The 16,653-nt window shown below is 41.3% G+C and carries 12 protein-coding genes; all 12 read right to left on the minus strand.

From position 1 onward, the window contains the following. Positions 1-40: 40 nt before the first annotated feature. Positions 41-2,827 (minus strand): cation-translocating P-type ATPase, encoded by a 2,787-nt coding sequence (locus ABJL82_RS03315; protein WP_347273292.1) that lies wholly within the window; start codon positions 2,825-2,827, stop codon positions 41-43. 24 nt (positions 2,828-2,851) lie between these two features. Next, positions 2,852-3,907: a radical SAM protein gene (locus ABJL82_RS03320; RefSeq protein WP_347273293.1), complete on the minus strand. Its 1,056-nt coding sequence runs from the start codon at positions 3,905-3,907 to the stop codon at positions 2,852-2,854. A gap of 541 nt (positions 3,908-4,448) precedes the next feature. Continuing rightward, positions 4,449-4,814, minus strand: coding sequence for a YHS domain-containing protein (locus ABJL82_RS03325; RefSeq protein WP_347273294.1), 366 nt, complete (start codon positions 4,812-4,814; stop codon positions 4,449-4,451). A gap of 213 nt (positions 4,815-5,027) precedes the next feature. After that, on the minus strand, positions 5,028-5,177 hold the full coding sequence (locus tag ABJL82_RS03330; protein ID WP_347273295.1) for a hypothetical protein: 150 nt from the start codon (positions 5,175-5,177) through the stop codon (positions 5,028-5,030). Positions 5,178-5,269: 92 nt separating this feature from the next. Then, positions 5,270-7,120, minus strand: a complete 1,851-nt coding sequence (locus ABJL82_RS03335; protein WP_347273296.1) for a cytochrome c3 family protein — start codon at positions 7,118-7,120, stop codon at positions 5,270-5,272. Between the two features lie 233 nt (positions 7,121-7,353). Continuing rightward, positions 7,354-8,688 carry a TolC family protein gene (locus ABJL82_RS03340; RefSeq protein ID WP_347273297.1) on the minus strand — a complete coding sequence of 445 codons (1,335 nt, stop codon included), beginning with the start codon at positions 8,686-8,688 and terminating at the stop codon, positions 7,354-7,356. A gap of 64 nt (positions 8,689-8,752) precedes the next feature. Then, positions 8,753-9,751, minus strand: coding sequence for a M56 family metallopeptidase (locus ABJL82_RS03345; protein ID WP_347273298.1), 999 nt, complete (start codon positions 9,749-9,751; stop codon positions 8,753-8,755). Further along, positions 9,741-10,175 carry a BlaI/MecI/CopY family transcriptional regulator gene (locus ABJL82_RS03350; RefSeq protein WP_347273299.1) on the minus strand — a complete coding sequence of 145 codons (435 nt, stop codon included), beginning with the start codon at positions 10,173-10,175 and terminating at the stop codon, positions 9,741-9,743. The genes ABJL82_RS03345 and ABJL82_RS03350 overlap by 11 nt, the downstream gene beginning before the upstream one ends. 419 nt (positions 10,176-10,594) lie before the next feature. Then, a complete protein-coding gene (locus ABJL82_RS03355) occupies positions 10,595-11,701 on the minus strand; it encodes a diguanylate cyclase (RefSeq protein ID WP_347273300.1) in 1,107 nt (368 codons plus the stop codon). Then, positions 11,652-12,737 (minus strand): diguanylate cyclase, encoded by a 1,086-nt coding sequence (locus ABJL82_RS03360; protein WP_347273301.1) that lies wholly within the window; start codon positions 12,735-12,737, stop codon positions 11,652-11,654. The genes ABJL82_RS03355 and ABJL82_RS03360 overlap by 50 nt, the downstream gene beginning before the upstream one ends. A gap of 24 nt (positions 12,738-12,761) precedes the next feature. Further along, on the minus strand, positions 12,762-13,826 hold the full coding sequence (gene cheB, locus ABJL82_RS03365; RefSeq protein ID WP_347273302.1) for a chemotaxis-specific protein-glutamate methyltransferase CheB: 1,065 nt from the start codon (positions 13,824-13,826) through the stop codon (positions 12,762-12,764). 388 nt (positions 13,827-14,214) lie between these two features. Further along, a complete protein-coding gene (locus ABJL82_RS03370; RefSeq protein WP_347273303.1) occupies positions 14,215-16,599 on the minus strand; it encodes a hybrid sensor histidine kinase/response regulator in 2,385 nt (794 codons plus the stop codon). Positions 16,600-16,653 lie beyond the last annotated feature (54 nt).

Here is a 16,653-nt window from a genome sequence, read left to right on the forward strand (position 1 = left end):
GGTTACAAACCTGAACCCGCCTAAGAGGAAACAACCCCCCCTAAGACAGATGAGAGACCGCCGGCGGCGGACTATTGATAAATCTTCTGCCGTATTTAAATGCCTCCATAATAATAAATGTGAAAGAGGAAAATACGAAAACAGTACACCAGTCATAAAACCCCAGTGGTTTCACCCTGAAAATATCTTCAAAGAAAGGGATGTAAATAATAGCCGCCTGCATAGCCAATGAAAGGGCAATCGCCATCAGCAGTTTTTTATTGGTAAGAACGCCGATTTCGAAGAGTGACCGCCTTGCATTTCTGCAGTTAAAGGAGTGGAACAATTGTGAAATAACGATTACACAAAAGGCAATGGTTCTCGCCAGTTCAATATCTCCGCCTGTTACAGGGGCAGCCGTTTCCTTGTGAAACCAGTGGTAAATATAGTCAGGTATTGCGTTGATTCCATAGTACAGGACATACATATATGCCAGAAGGGTGCTCATGGCAATGAGAAAACCCTGGAATATGATAAGACTGCCAAGGCGTTTGTCTATGATGTGTTCTGTAGACCTTCTTGCCGGTCTTTTCATGATGTCAGGATCTTCTGCATCAACAGCCAGCGCAAGCGCAGGCAGACCGTCAGTGGCAATGTTAATCCATAATATCTGGATAGGAAACAAGGGAATAGGAAGGTTAAATACCGCTGCGAAAAGCATCGTCAATATTTCACCGGTATTACATGAAAGCAGATAGTGTATGGACTTCCTTATGTTGTCATAAATACCCCTTCCTTCTTCAATAGCTGCCTCTATGGAGGCAAAATTATCGTCGGTTATTACCATATCGGAGGCCTCTTTTGTGACATCGGTGCCGGTAATACCCATAGCTACTCCAATACTTGCCTCTTTCACGGCAGGGGCGTCGTTTACGCCGTCTCCGGTCATTGCCACCACATCTCCCCGTTTCTTCCATGCCTTTACAATCCTGAGTTTGTGGTGCGCGGAAACACGCGCATAAACGGCTATCTTTGATACTTCTTTTTCCAGATCGTCGTCAGAAAGCGCATCTAACTCTGAACCATCAATAACCTTTGGAGAGTTGCCTCTGAAAAATCCCAGTTCTTCCCCGATAGCCCGCGCCGTATCTTTGTGGTCGCCGGTAATCATAACTGTTTTTATACCGGCTGTATGACAAACAGTAACGGCCTCTTTGGCCTCCAGCCTTGGCGGGTCAATCATTGCCAGTAATCCAAGGAAAATCATATCTCTTTCAACCGTATCAGGAACCGGCTCATTGATTTCCCTGTCAAGCGGCCTGAATGCCACACCAAGTACCCGCAAAGCAGTCCCCGCCATCTTATTGTTTTCATTCAAGATGGCTTGTACATCACCCTCTGCCAAATCTCTTATCGTTCCGTCAATATAAATCCCTGAACAATCATGTAAAATCACATCCGGCGCACCTTTTTCACATACCTGTAAAGCAGGAGGAATACCTCTGATTACGGACATCTTCTTTCGTTCGGAATCAAAGGGAATTTCAGAAAAGAGGGGTAATTCTTTATCCAGCTTTTCCTTCCAGATGCCTGCCTTTCCTGCCGCACTTAAGATCGCGCCCTCTGTAGGGTCTCCAATAATCCCCCACGCATTCCCTTCCTTTTTGAGGTGGGCATTGTTGCATAATATACCTGTTTCCAGTATCTTTTTCAGGGTTTCATGATCGGTTTCCACAAGAGATTCTCCGTTGACAAGAAAACTTCCTTCAGGCGTATAACCGGAACCTGATACATCAATAGTTTTGCCATTGGTAAATATCTTACGAACGGTCATTTCGTTTTGTGTTAAAGTGCCTGTTTTGTCCGAACAAATAACCGTTGCGCACCCGAGGGTTTCTACCGACGGGAGTTTTCTAATCAGTACATGCCGTTTCACCATACGCTGCACCCCCAAAGCCAGGGCAATAGTCACGATGGCAGGAAGCCCTTCCGGAATAGCGGCAACGGCAAGGCTTACCGAAATGAGAAAGGCCTCGAATAAAGGATCTTTTCTCCACAATTCCAAAAGGAATACAATTGTTACGATTCCCAGACACAGATAAACCAGTTTTTTCCCGAACACCTCAAGCTTGCGCTGAAGTGGGGTCTCTTCTGTCCCTGCCGCCTGAATGAGACCGGCGATCTTACCCAACTCCGTTTGCATCCCTGTTGCTACAATAACGCATGTACCTTTACCGCTCGTTACCGAAGTACCCATAAATACCATATTTTTTCTGTCGCCTATGGATAAAGCAGGGTTTGGAAGCGGTTTATGGAACTTACCTACAGGCGTCGATTCCCCTGTAAGGGACGCCTCCTGGGTCATGAAACTAAAGGAAGCGCATACCCTTCCATCAGCAGGGACGTAATCCCCCGCTTCCAGCAATACAACATCTCCGGGTACAACTTCACAGGAGGGAATGGAATATATTTCACCGCCCCTCATTACCTTTGAAAAAGGCGCAGACAGTTTCTGCAAGGCATCAAGCGATTTTTCCGCCCTGTATTCCTGAATAAATCCGATAACAGCATTGATAATAACTATTGCAAGGATAGCCAGTGCATCGACCCATTCCCTCAGTATTCCTGAAACAACCGCCGCTGCAATCAGTACCCATACGATAAAATTATTGAACTGTCCCAAAAAGATTACCCATGGAGATGCGCCTTCTTTTTCTTCAAGCCGATTATCTCCGTACTTTTTTAACCGGTTATCTGCTTCGTCACGGCTAAGTCCGGAATCGACTGACGTATCGAGACTTTTTACTACCTCATTGGCCTGCATTGTATGCCACTGTAATTCAGTCATTTCGTTTTACACTCTCGCATTATTTCATGTCTTATACTGCATTTTTAATCTTTTCCTATAATTCATACAGGGATGGTTTTCACTTGTTTCGCACAGATGTTTGCCTTCCTCGTTGTCTTTATGTAATCTTTGTATGCACACTTCGAGAGGCAACTCTGACACATTATATTTGTCAGACGGCAACAATATACACGATGCTGTATAACCTTCCGGATTAATATGGATGAATTCACTTCCCGCCTTTCTGCTACAGTCCAAAAGACGGCCATCGTTTGGAAGATGCAGTAAATAAGTATTCGTTCTTTCTTTCAGATTTAAAAACCATTGCCTAAACAAAGTCCGCTGTTGAGTTGATAGGGATAGCCCGTAATCATGCGATCTGCCAGTCGGCATATATTCTATAAATAATCCTAACCGGGCGCCAAAAGGGTACTTTTCCAAAAATGACTCTTCCACTTGAATTAATTCAACATTCTCTGCTGTAACCGTTATAGAAAAACCATAGAATATTTTATTGTTTTTCAGATTTGCAAAGGCATTCATAACATTATGATAGACGCCAGCGCCCCGCCGTTTATCAGTCTCTCTTAAATCTCCTTCCAAACTAATTACAGGAATTATATGAGGTAATCCGGACAACTTTTTTGCAACAGTCTCAGAAATCATAGTCCCATTCGTTATCAGGATAAAAAAACTATTCTTATGGCCGCCTAAAATCTCCATGAGATTTGGATATAGCATAGGCTCGCCACCCGTAAGCATAAAAATGAAACTACCCAATGATTCAGCTTGTAAAAGAATATTTTCTAACATTTCTCCCGGCAAAATCTTTTTTTCCTTATAGACCCTGGCATAACAATGATCACAAGCAAGATTGCAATCAGAAAGAAGACTTATAAAAATAGTATGAGGGATGGGATTGCCATTATTATCCTTCAGTTTATATCTCTTCTTTATCTTTTTATAAAAATTCCATAATACTCCCAGGTATCTGGGAGAGGTAAATACCCAAGGTAAAAAGGCCTTCCTGAAAATGCGAAGAATATATTTATTACTGCTGATATCGGAAGATAGAGACATTATTCTATTTATTTAATTAAACCAGGCATTAGGCGGCTTTCAATAACTTAACATCCTTTACTCGTTCCCAAACTCCTGTTTGTAAACAAGCAGGAGTAGGAACACGGCATTCCAGCTTCGCGGGTTCAGGTTTGCAACCCAATGTCATTAAGTTAAGCAAACGGCCGCAAAAGTCCCCCTTAATAAAGAGGGAAAAAGGGGGGTTATTTTTAATAAAATAATTCTTAACACCTTAGTTATTTGAAAAATCCAAGGGGATGTAAAAAACAATGTAGCCCCTTTAGGGGTGGTCTGTTTGTAGCGTAATAAAATTCAACAGGTAAATAGCTCCGTAGGAGCTAATATCTGTTATGGTCTCCTATCTACAAACAGGTTGCTCCTACGGAGCTTATCGGTAATACGTTTTTTTAAAAAACCAAAGTGTTACAATAATTCTTAACTTAATGACATTGGGTTGCAAACCTGAACCCGCCGGGAGTCGTGTAATGTTTATGCTGAATAGATACAACAAATTACTGATAAGGCACTGATGATTACTGCATCAGTGCTTGTGTCCCTCACCTTCACCATGTTGATGCGGTTCCACAACGGTATATGAAGCAGGGTCTTTTTTAAATTTTTCTTTACAGTATTTTGAGCAAAAATAGTAAACCTCCCCTTTATACTCTTCTGAAGATGCCTTTTTTATATCGATGATATCCATACCGCATACAGGGTCTTTTCCCGCTACGACTTTTTCACCCTTTGTTTCTGCCTTAGTTTGAACCGCATATCCCCCTGCTTCATGGCTGCTATGTTCACTGCCTCCACATGCCCCGCCACATGCCCACAGGGCATTACTCACATAAATACTGCTTAAACTAACGACAAAGGTAAATACTAAAGCTTTAGACAAAATGCGACCCATGGTAAACTCCTTTCAAAAAATTTCTTAAGATTTTTCTTAAATTAGGTTGGGTTTTTAAAAGGCAAAAAACCCAACGGCATTCATTTTTACCCACCCCGAACCCCTCCCAAGAGGGAAATTTGATGTAAAGACGCATGGCCGTGAGTCTCTACAGAATAGGATTGAGGGGTGGGTTTGTTCATTGCTTACTGAAAATATTGAAATCCCTATACGTTAAAATATGATGGTTTCACATCTTTTTCCCTGCAAAGCGATGGTGTATAAACAACCTGCTTTTATGTTCCACGGAACAAATTCCTTCATGGTAAACACCATTGCATCATACTCTTCAATAAATGGTTTTATAAAATTCCAAATATCCATATTGGGACGAGATGTAGCCTTTTAACAACACAGTACAGGTCAATATTATTACAATTTTGTAACAGTTTAGACTTTTGATTATGAGACATTACCTAGTCTTTTTCCTGCCACTCATCCCAGCGTTCCACTCCATAATCTGTATCAGTTGAATGGCAGCCGGCACAGGAGTTTGTAATCACGGTACCGGAATCGTTTTGAATATCATTAGCCGTATTATTATCAGCCATCGCTTTGCTGGCATATGGTTTTATAATATCAAAGACATGAGAAGATATATCATTATTCACGGCGCTCTTTGCCGTTTTTGGCATATGACAACCAGTACAAAGGCTTCCACCAGGGTCGGAAGAACTGAATTCATGTTTTGCATGTCTGTTTTGTACTTCACCATCTTTCTCAATGGTCTCCGCAAAATCATCATGACATGTAATACAGATTTTATTATTGTCACTTGGCTTAAGTAGCTGGGGTGTTCCTGTATTGCCTTTACCGTGAGGTTCATGACACTGATAACATTTCTGTCCTGCATAGTTGTAATGATGGCTCTTAATGAAATCCTGATATTGTTGATGATGTTTTTTAGAGTGGTTATTCTCTGAGGCATTCTCACCCAAAGAACCTGCATCATTATCATCCCAATAGCCTGCCGTGGGGTTGTCATCGGCGTCTGTTTCTTCTATATAGTCCGCCAGAATCTTGCCTGGTATGAATGGTGTAATCTTATCGCCGTTGATGATAGAGGGATATTCTGTCACAAAATCGGCGCCATTTTCACCATCCTTGTTTTTTACACGGACGTGACATTGCCCGCAAACTTCATTGCCTCTGTCTGTGGCAAGGTATTTCGGATTTACGATATAGAGCGCCTTTCCACCTCCCTCAGATACGTGTAATCCGCCGGGACCGTGACAGCTTTCGCACGATATGCCAAGTTCCTTAGAATCAGAGACAAACTCTCCGTTGACATTCTGTGTGATATCCAGTCCCGTTACATGACAACCCTCACAGTTTTGTTCAAAAGATTTCGTTTTATCCGGAGGGGTATCTACGTCTGTTGTTATTAACGTGCCGTCGTCTTCATACCATGTACTCGCGTTGTATGAAACCCAGGCTGCATCGGGATTACTTTGATCAACATTTCGGTTATTATATTGGATGGGTAATATATAATGGCTATCTCCTATTTTAACGTGATACCTCTGTTTTCCTGCAATGGAAACGCCTCCATGGGTTCTGACTACAGAATATGTAACAAAAATATCCTCATTATTTAAATCGTAGAGGGTGACTTTATAATTGCTTCCATCGATAAATGCCTTAAAGGTGACTTTACCGTCATCAGTGGTTATAACGTCTCCGTTGAACGGGGCAACAATTGTATCCGATGCCGGCGTTTGTATTGTTTTTGCATGAGCCGTTTGCTGCCAATCCTTATTGTCAGGATGACAGCTCAGGCATACCGTACTCCCTACATATTCGGAATCGGGGTGAGACGAGGAAGAGAGTTTTATTTTAACACTCTTTTTCTTCCCTGATTTTACCTTTACACTAAATTTATCATTGGGTAAATAAAACTCATCAGACGAAGGGGTAGCCCTGACAATATATTTACCAGGCGCAATACCTGTAATCTTAAACTTTCCCTTTTTGTTTGTAGTAGCCACATCCTCAAAGGCTGACCCGTAAGTCGTTTCCTCAGTAAGTGATTGGATGCTAATAGTTATATCTGATAAGGGCGACCTGTCGGTATTAGTTACCTTGCCAACTATTTTTCCTGTTTCCTTAGACGTGCTTTTTTGTAGAAAAATGCTATTTGACCCTTTTGCCGGAGGGAGCACCGCCGGTATACGGGAACCGAAAGTGGACGCCCCCCATACCATTGGAAGAAATACAACGATTGCACTTAAAATACTTAATACTGAAAGATGTTTTCTTGTAAACATGATAACCCTCCTCTATTGTTTTTAGACAATGTAAAACCAATCTTTAAATAATATATTTAGTAATAGTTCACCGCAGATGGAGCGGAGAACGCAAAGATATAAAGAAAGAGGAAATTTTGCATAAATTTTTTATTCATCTTCTATCGCATCCTCTGCGATCGTTCGACTGAGCTCACGACGAAGTCCCGGCGTTCTCTGCGTTGGGCTGAACTGTCACTATATTTTTAAATAAATCAACGCGACAGTTGAACCCCCACTGCCCTTTCAAGATTCGCCAGGTTTGTTTCATAATCTACTACCGATTTATAATACTGAAGTTGTGAATTTAAAAGTACCCGCTGGCTATCAATCAATGAGAGAAAATCAATAGTATCGGTTTCATATCCGATATGCGCCGCTTTAAGGGATTGCTCCGCCTGGGGAATAACACCGGTTTTGAAAAGATTTACCGTGCTTTCGGACGATTGCAATTTGACATAATAATCTTTCACTTCAAACAGCGTCTTATTATTAATATACCTATACTCTGACCTGGAGGCAGATAGGTCCTCATTTGCTTCCTTAACCCTGGTGCGGTTTTTCGGCCACAACCATGGTATATTAATCGAAATGGCGGACGCCCACGTATCCGGGTTTCCGTCCTCCTGCATATATTCAACCATAGGTTCAAAGTCAGTAAAGTAATAGTCTTTTTTTGAAAGTTTTAGCTGCGCCTCATTCCTTTTGATTGCATGGTCATATCTTTTCAGCTCAGGCCTGTTTTTTGAAGCAAGGTTTTCCAACCCTTCTAACGTTACATCCAAATGTTGTATCTCAATAAGAGGAGGATCGCCTAATGGATGCTGCGGATGCCTGTCAAGTAAAACATTTATCATGGCAACAACCGACTCTTTCTCCTTGTTCAAAACAATAAGTTCATTCGTAAGCGTTGACAATTCTACCTGAGCGGAAAGCACATCCCTTTGTGGAGTCTTGCCAACGGCGTATTTTGTTTCCGCTATTTTTGCAAATTTACGAAGCAGCTCCCTGTTCTCTTCCGTAATTGCAATGGCGCGGTTTACGTAAAACAGATCATAAAAGGCGGTTTTTACCATGGCGGTAATTTCCTGCACCTTTGCCAACAGGTCTTCTTCTGTCATCTTAGATTCCTGAGTGGCTATTTTCCCTTTCATGTCAAGCTTGCCGGGAAAGGGAATTTTTTGAGACAGGGAATACCGCTGTTGCAGCATGCCGGTTTGGCCGTTGATGTTGAAGGGATGGTTTGACATATCAAAAGAACCTGCCCGGAACATGGGGTCGTCCAGTGATTTTGCCTGAGGAATTCTCAACCTTGAAGCGTTTAACCGCTGACGCATGGCAATAATCTCAGGATTATGTTCCATCGCCTCCTTAATTAACCACTGTATGTTTAACATACCGGCCGGCTTTTCTTCAGGTTTGTCAACGCCCACTTCTTCTTTTGTCTTTGCCGGGGAAGTATCGCAACTCCCGGTTCGTGAAATCAGGACAAATTGGGTGAAAAAAAGTAAAACAAGTATGAACACATTTTCGTATTTCATATTTAACATTTCGGATTTCACCATTAAATATTTTGATAAAAAATGTAATGAGATTACTGCTAAGATACTAAAATCACTCCTTACACATAACCATATGACAATTACCTTCTTTGCACTCAGCCTCGCTGGTTAACAGATGTGTATGAGAATAGACGGACAAAAAAAGTATCCCTGAGAAAAAAACCGATACGAGGCTTAGATAGCAGGGCATCGCAAATAATCCGCCTTTGCTGAATGATGATGCTTTTGGTTCTACCAAACGGCTTATACGCTCTTCAAATGCCTGCTGTTCATTCGAAAATGAAGATATTGCTATTTGAGTCATATGCTTTGTGTTGTATCCGGACATTTTGACAAGGGCGCTTGCCAATGCAAGCGGTTCATTCATTAGCCGCAAAGCAGCATCGTCAGCAGCCTTCTCAGAGTGCATTTTATAGAAACGCACAAGATAATTATTAACCGGCAGAAAAAAATTAAGTGCGCAGAAGATCTGCATTATCGCAAATCGTAAGGGGTCCCTGTGTTTTAGATGATGAAGTTCGTGAAGAACTACCGACTGCAGCTCTTTTGGGGTCAGATAAGAAAAAAGGCCGGCAGACAAACATATTTTGGGGCGAAATATGCCAAAGGTAAAGGCATTGAATATTTTCTGCCCGGATACAAATATCGGGGAGTTTTTACATGGTAGTGTATCAAATGTATCATCCCCAACCGGATACTCTTTTATATCTGTCAAACCAAGAGAACGAAACAGGCTGCGGTTTATAGTAAAGAGTAAAAACGCCTTATAAAGAACCTTGCCAACGCCAACGAAATAAATACCCATACAAAGAAAAGAAAACAACAGACACAGCGTATAAAAGCTGAAAAGGCAATTCAGACAAATACTTCCACAGCAAGTTACAGACTGGTACGTATTAAAAATCCCTTTTATATAACTGTTAACGCTCATCAGAATGCCGGCAACAAAAGCAGAGGCAATGATACTGTTTATCAACAAAAAAAGAGCAAAACATTTATCCGCATTCTTTTGCTGATTATTAGAAACGCCCTCTCCCCCTTTATTTTCCATTGAGTTGTTCTTTCTTAAGCAATTGTTTCCTGGATTCTATAAGTTGCGAAAAATATTCCATCTTGTCCGGATTTAACTGCGACATGCATTCAACAAAATGAACCATTGCAGCTTTAAGCGACAAATCTGAAATCCCCTCAACAACAGCCTTCGACACCACCTCATAAAACCCTTCCTTACTATATGAAGGTTTATACAGAAATGCCTTCTTTTCCTTTCTCCTGGTCAAAAGCCCCTTTTTCGTCATCCGGTTGGTAACAGTAATCACGGTCGAATAGGAGACACTCCTCTCCGGGGGAAATGATTCCATGATATCCTTCACGCTGCCCTCTCCCTTCATCCACAATGCATTCATAATATCTTCTTCCAGTTTCCCCAGCACCTGATTCAATCCTTTCCTGAAAGGATTAAAATTAAATTTCAACAGCTTCCCCCCTTTTGCATAAATAGTGTTATAGAATCTTAACTGCATTGACACAATAATACGCCCTTTTCGGCAAATCCTTGTCAACCAGAATTATTATATTCTACGCTATGTAAAAGATGCAATATTTTTTTTAGTTTTATGTAAAGATCGGAATAATAAGCGGCCGCGGCCTCAAAGATGTGCAGGATAAGGTGAAAACAGACTCCCTTGTCTATGCCGGAAGAGATGGTTTTGATATTGGAGAGTCTGAGGGATTGTACCTTACGGGTGGGAGCATTCCCGATTTTTTGTAACCCGTCATTTTAGTAGGATGAAAAGAGAATCAAGTTATTATAGAGTTTTCTTTACTCAAGCAAACAGTACAGTGTAAGTCCTGGTAGGTGTCTGTCCATGGGGTTGTGGTGGGTAGTTGATGATTATACCATTCTTCTCTTCGTTTTTTCCTTATCTTCGTACATCCGCTTATCTGCCTCTGCAATCACTTTATCAATGGAACACGGATTCTGTGAATCATGGCATGCAAAGCCTGCACTTACGGACAACGTATAGGGGTTGTTGCTCCGGCCATTATATAAATGTATATTATGTTTAAGCCGGTTGACCATTCCTTCTGCATTTTGATGATTGTTGTCTGTCGAAAGAGCCGCGTATTCATCTCCTCCCATTCGTGCAATGATATCAGATTCGCGGAATGTCTTTTTCAAGATATTTGCTGTTTCTTTTAATATGCGGTCGCCTTCGCTGTGCCCGCATTTATCATTTATCTTCTTAAAATTATCCAAATCAATAATAAACAGAAACACCTTTTCTTTATTTCTTTTTGCAATTCTGATTTGTTGTTCCAGAAGGATAAAAAAACCCCTTCTGTTATATAGATGAGTAAGCTCATCGGTAATTGACGTCATGTATAGTTCTTGTGTCTTTTTCGTCAATTTTTCTTTTATTTCTTCCAATTCCTCATTTACATTTCTTAATGCTCTGTTTTTTTGAATTGCGTTTTCATAGGTCGAAATCAAGAGGTCTATTATTTGAACACGTTCAGACGTAATAAAGTGTTTTTTCCCTGCAAAAAATATTTCAATCCCAAATTGAGCATTCCTGTTTTTCCGGATTGACTGATTGGCTAAAACATAGTTTATCCTGGACACAAGAAAACTCTCCTTGTACGGTTTCACTATAAAACTATCCGCCCCGCAAGAGAGCCCTTCTATTATATCCTTAGGATCTGAGAGCGAAGAACACAAAACAAACGGTATATCTTTTATATTTTCATGCTGCCTAACCCTTCGGCATAATTCATACCCGTTCATCTCAGACATGACGATATCACTGATAACCATCGATGGCTTTCGTGTTTCCATTAAGGCAACCGCCTCAAGACCATTCTTTGCAACCGATACGCCAAAACTGTTCTTTTCCATGAGATATTTCAGTTGTGCGGCTTGTGTAGGGCTGTCTTCAACAATTAATATTTCAATTTGCCGGTTGTCTCTCTGGTCCATTTTTCCCCCTTTTCTTTTCATACATTGCTTTATCCGCATTGTCCAGAAGTTCTTCGAGAGTGCTGTTTTCTTTAACTTCGCAGCATACCTTGCCAACGCTTGCCTGCAGTTTAAAGGAACAATCTGACTGGCTGTTAAAATTGTCAATAGTATCTTTTAACCGAAGTTCCAGGTCATTCGCATTTTTTTTGTCAGCCTCAATGGCAAACACAATAAATTCGTCCCCTCCCATACGTGCGATAATATCGGTTTCTCTAAACGTTTTTTTGAGAATAACCGCCAAAGCTTTCAGCATTTTATCGCCTTCTTTGTGGCCATAAGTATCATTAATATTTTTTAATTCGTCAACATCGATCATAATAAGCAATACTAATTGTCCCTTTCGTATCGCAATTTTCAACTGCTGCTCTGCCATTAAAAAAAATCCACGGCGATTGCGCAGTCCGGTAAGTTCGTCAAATAAAGAAATTTCATGGAGTTCTGCTATCTGTTTTGCAAGCAGTGCCTTAGCCTCTTCCAACTTCTTGTTTGCATCTTCAAGTTCAGCATTTTTCTGAACAACGCTTTCATAAACAGAAAAAAGTAAGTCAATTATCTGCAATTTTTCAGCAGTGAGAAAATACTTTTTCCCGGATAAAAACAATTCTATGCCAAATTGCGAAACAGATTGCCTTCGCAAAACATCGTTTGCAAGAATATACTCGACACGGCCAATGAGGAATTCTTCATGGAATGGTTTTTGTATAAAATGGCATGCGCCGGATTCCAGTCCCCTAAAGATATCCTCCGGACTGGAAAGAGAGGTAACGAGGATTACCGGGATATTTTTTGTTTTTAATTTTTTGCATAACTCATAACCGTCCATCCCTGGCATGACAACATCGCTAATAACCAGATTGGGCTGCACAGCATCTATCATATCTATCGCTTGCCTGCCGTCTTGTGCAAGAAAAACCTTGTAGTTTTGTTTTTCAAGAATATACCGTACCCGTTCAGCCTGCGTCGGACTGTCTTCTGCAACAAGTATTTTAACTTCCTTATAATTGTCGGTTTCCATATTAATTCCTAAGAAAAAGATTTATTATAATGCCGCTATGCACGTTTTTGAAACCAATTTCTCAAGGGCGGCAGCGATGCCGTTAAGTGGAAGTATATGCATTGCAGCCCCTAGTTTTTTTGCCTCCGCAGGCATGCCATAAACAATGGAAGTATCTCTATCCTGCGCAATTGTTATAGAGCCGCATTCTTTCATCAGCTTCAATTCCAGCGCCCCATCTTTCCCCATACCCGTCAAAAGAACTCCGATAGCCTTATCGCGGATATTTTCAGCGATAGAACGAAACAAAAATGATACCGATGGACGCAGGCCATTTTCCGGCGTACTGCTCCTGAGAAATATTTTAGAATTGCTGTCCACACCCATATGACAATCATCCGGAGCAAAATATACGTGTCCAGGCAAAGGCGTATCGCCATTTCCTGCTATATGCATTTTAAATGGCGTTGTCTTCGCAAGCCATTCCACCAACCCGTCAATGAATCCGGGGGCAATATGCTGAACAATTAAAAGAGGGACGGATATTTCCTTAGTAAGATTTTTCAGTATTCTCTGAATCGTCTGAGGGCCTCCTGTGGAGGCGCCAATTGCAATAAGTTTTACTTTTCCCTTCAACTCTCTGTTTTGTTCTATCGCTTCGATTTCACCATATTTTCCCTGTAATGTTTTACTTGTGCCAGGATGTACATATTCAGCCTTGGATAACGATTTCACCATGTTTACCAAATGCCGCGAAGTGTGCTCATACTTATGATGTCCTTGTCCTTGTGGTTTTTCAATAAATGCCACCGCTCCGGCATCCAGGGCAATAAATGTTTTCTCCTTCTCCTTTGGATCCCAAAATGCGCTCACCATAATAATAGGCAATGGGTTTGTTTCCATTATCGCTCGGGATGCCTCAATACCATCCATCTCCGGCATTTGTATGTCCATAATAACAATATCAGGCCTTTTGCCGCGCACAAATTCCACGGCTTCTTTTCCATTGTTTGCCGTGCCTGTTACATGAATAGCAGGGTCGCTCTGCAGAATATGCACGAGAAGATCCCTGACAACAGGCGAATCATCTACCACCAATACCTTTATCATCCATTACCCCTGTCATTAAATTATGACCTTATTTGTAATTTCTTTGCACTTTTTGGCGCAATATTTAATTTTGAAATACGAAATAAGAAGTACGAAATACGAAACAAATCCGAATAACAAAACTTAAAATTCAAAACAAATACAAAACATACCTATCTGCGTGCAAACACGCACAGGCAGGCAACAACGTGAAGCACGAAATGCAAGAGACGAAAGAGGCACTTGTTTAGAATTTCAAATCATTTTGTCATTAGAATTTGTTTCGTATTTCGTACTTCGAATTTCGTATTTTTTATCTCGTGCTTGTTTGGTTCTGGCTATGCCAGCTTAGGATAAAAAAATTCGCGATTATGCAACAACGTTAACACTTTAATCAACAACCGGACTGCTATATAAATCGTTTTACCGTTTCCAGGAGATTGCTCTGGTCGAAGTTACTCTTAACAATGTAAGCGCTTGCCCCCACATCTATTCCCCTTTCACGATCTTCACGGGAGCCCAGCGAGGTTACCAGTACCACCGGAATCTCTGATAATTTTTTATTCGCACGCATCTTCGCAGTAAGAGTGAAACCATTCATCCTCGGCATATCAACATCCGACACGACCAAGTCATAAACATCCGTTTTCAGTTTTGTAAGGCCGTCAATCCCGTCAACGGCAGTATCCACAAGGTAACCGCCCGATTCCAAAATATTCTTCAATAACATCCTGGAAGTAATCGAATCTTCTACTATAAGTATTTTTTTTCTTTCCTTCCCCGTTGCTTCCTTCTGAATATCCTTTTTGAGGGCAGGAGATGAATCTTTTATGGCAGATTGAATTAAGTCGTATACATTTATCACCGGTATAACTTCTCCCGAACCAAGGATTGTCGCCCCCGCAATATTTCGCACACGCACCAATTGTTTGCCAAGATTTTTTACCAATACCTCCTGTTCATCAAGTATCTCGTCCACGCAAAAGGCAATGCGCCTGCCTGAGGCGCCAATAACCACCGTATGACGATAATCGGCATTCCCTGTATTTCCCGGTACGTGTTTCTTTTCGTCCGATATGCCTAACGCCTCCTGGAGTTTTACGAAGGGGACAGATATCCCGTCAACGAATATGGCCTCCTTTTTCTCAATCTGTTTTATCTCATGCGTATTAACGCGCATTGCCTGCTCCACACTGATGGTTGGTATTGCAAATTTATGCTCTGCAACCCGCACTATTATCCCCCGGTATGTAGCAAGCGTCAAAGGGAGGACTATTCTGAACGTAGTGCCCACGTTTAATTTCGATTCCAGATATACCTTGCCGCCAAGTTTTTCAGCTTTTTCGCGGACGATGGCAAGCCCAAGCCCTCTTCCTGAAATATCGGTGACAATCGGGCTTGTAGAAATATCCGATTGAAATACCAGCGATAATGCCTCCCCTTCGTTCATGTTTTTAATATGCTCTTCTTTGGCAAAACCGGATTTTATTGCTGATTTTTTTACCTTTTCAACATCAATCCCTGCTCCATCGTCTGAAATGACCGCTTCAACCTGGTTACTATTCGTCTGATGTATTGACAAAGAAATTGTTCCCTGCGGCTTTTTATTTTTCCGCAGCCGTTCCTGAATCTTCTCAATCCCATGATCGATACAATTTCTTACCATATGCATTAGCGGATCTTTTATTTCTTCCAAAATACGTTTATCAACCTCAACCTCTCCGCCGCTAATGAGTAAATTTATATCCTTCGCCTGATTTCGTGAAATATCGCGCACGACTTTAGGAAAAGTTTCCAGTATCGAAGAAAACGGCATCATAAGGATCTTTTTAACGTCTTCAAGAAGTTCGTCCACCATTCCAGCAATCATTCTATGATCACGTTTTGTGCCGCCCGCTAAAACATTGATTTCCTCTTCCAGGGTTTTCATAAAATTATGATTCCATTCCAGGAATTCACTCAGAGAATCAATGTGTTCACTATTGCGTTTTCCCCCGTCTTTCTCAGATTCCATTTCGCCTTGTAATAAAACAGTCTTTCGCACCGATGAGTATACTTTCATCCATTTACGTTCCCAATCATCAAGGATTGTTGAAATCCGCAATAGCTCACTGGCGCGCAGCAATGAAACTTGTTTTAAAGAAAGCATTTCCTCTGCCTTAAAAAAAAGCGTGTCAAGTTTTGACGAGGCTACTCGCAACACTTTTGCATGGGATGTTTCCCGCCTGATAATACCTCCTTCTTTCATGGCGGCATGAACGGCCTTTTCCCCGGCGATACTCTCATCTTCGACCATGTTAATGGCGTCATCCTCAACAGATTTACCCTTCACATCTCTTTGCAGGCATGCTTCAACGAAGGATTGAGGTGGCGCTCCGGAAAGGGCTTCATCAGAGCTTTCGCCGGATACCAGTCCTTCTATTCGCCGTACGAGTGTGGAAATATCGCTACTTCCTTCCGGCGAGAAAAGTATTCTTCCAATGCTGTCCAAAGCATCATGAAGGAGGTCGTATTCTCTCTTCGACAATTGTAATCCGCCATGTTTCATATTGGAAAATACCGTCTCGAGAGATTGGCATATTTTCTCGATGCTGAGAAGATTTACCGCCCTTGCTGCACCTTTCAGATTATGCGCTTCACGAAATATCTTTTCAATAATCTGCATCTGCTCATAAACGGGGGGATTTTCCTCCATTTTCAGCAAATCAACAGACATTTCCTTTATGTGCTCTTCCGCCTCTATTTTAAAAGTTGCCAGCAGGCGTTTTTGAAATTCAATTTCTCTTTCATTCATTGTTGTATGTTTTGGATTTGTTTTGAATTTTATGCTTTGTCATTCGGATTTGTT

It is taken from the genome of Candidatus Kuenenia sp., assembly GCF_039794105.1.
Taxonomy (GTDB): Bacteria; Planctomycetota; Brocadiia; order Brocadiales; family Brocadiaceae; genus Kuenenia.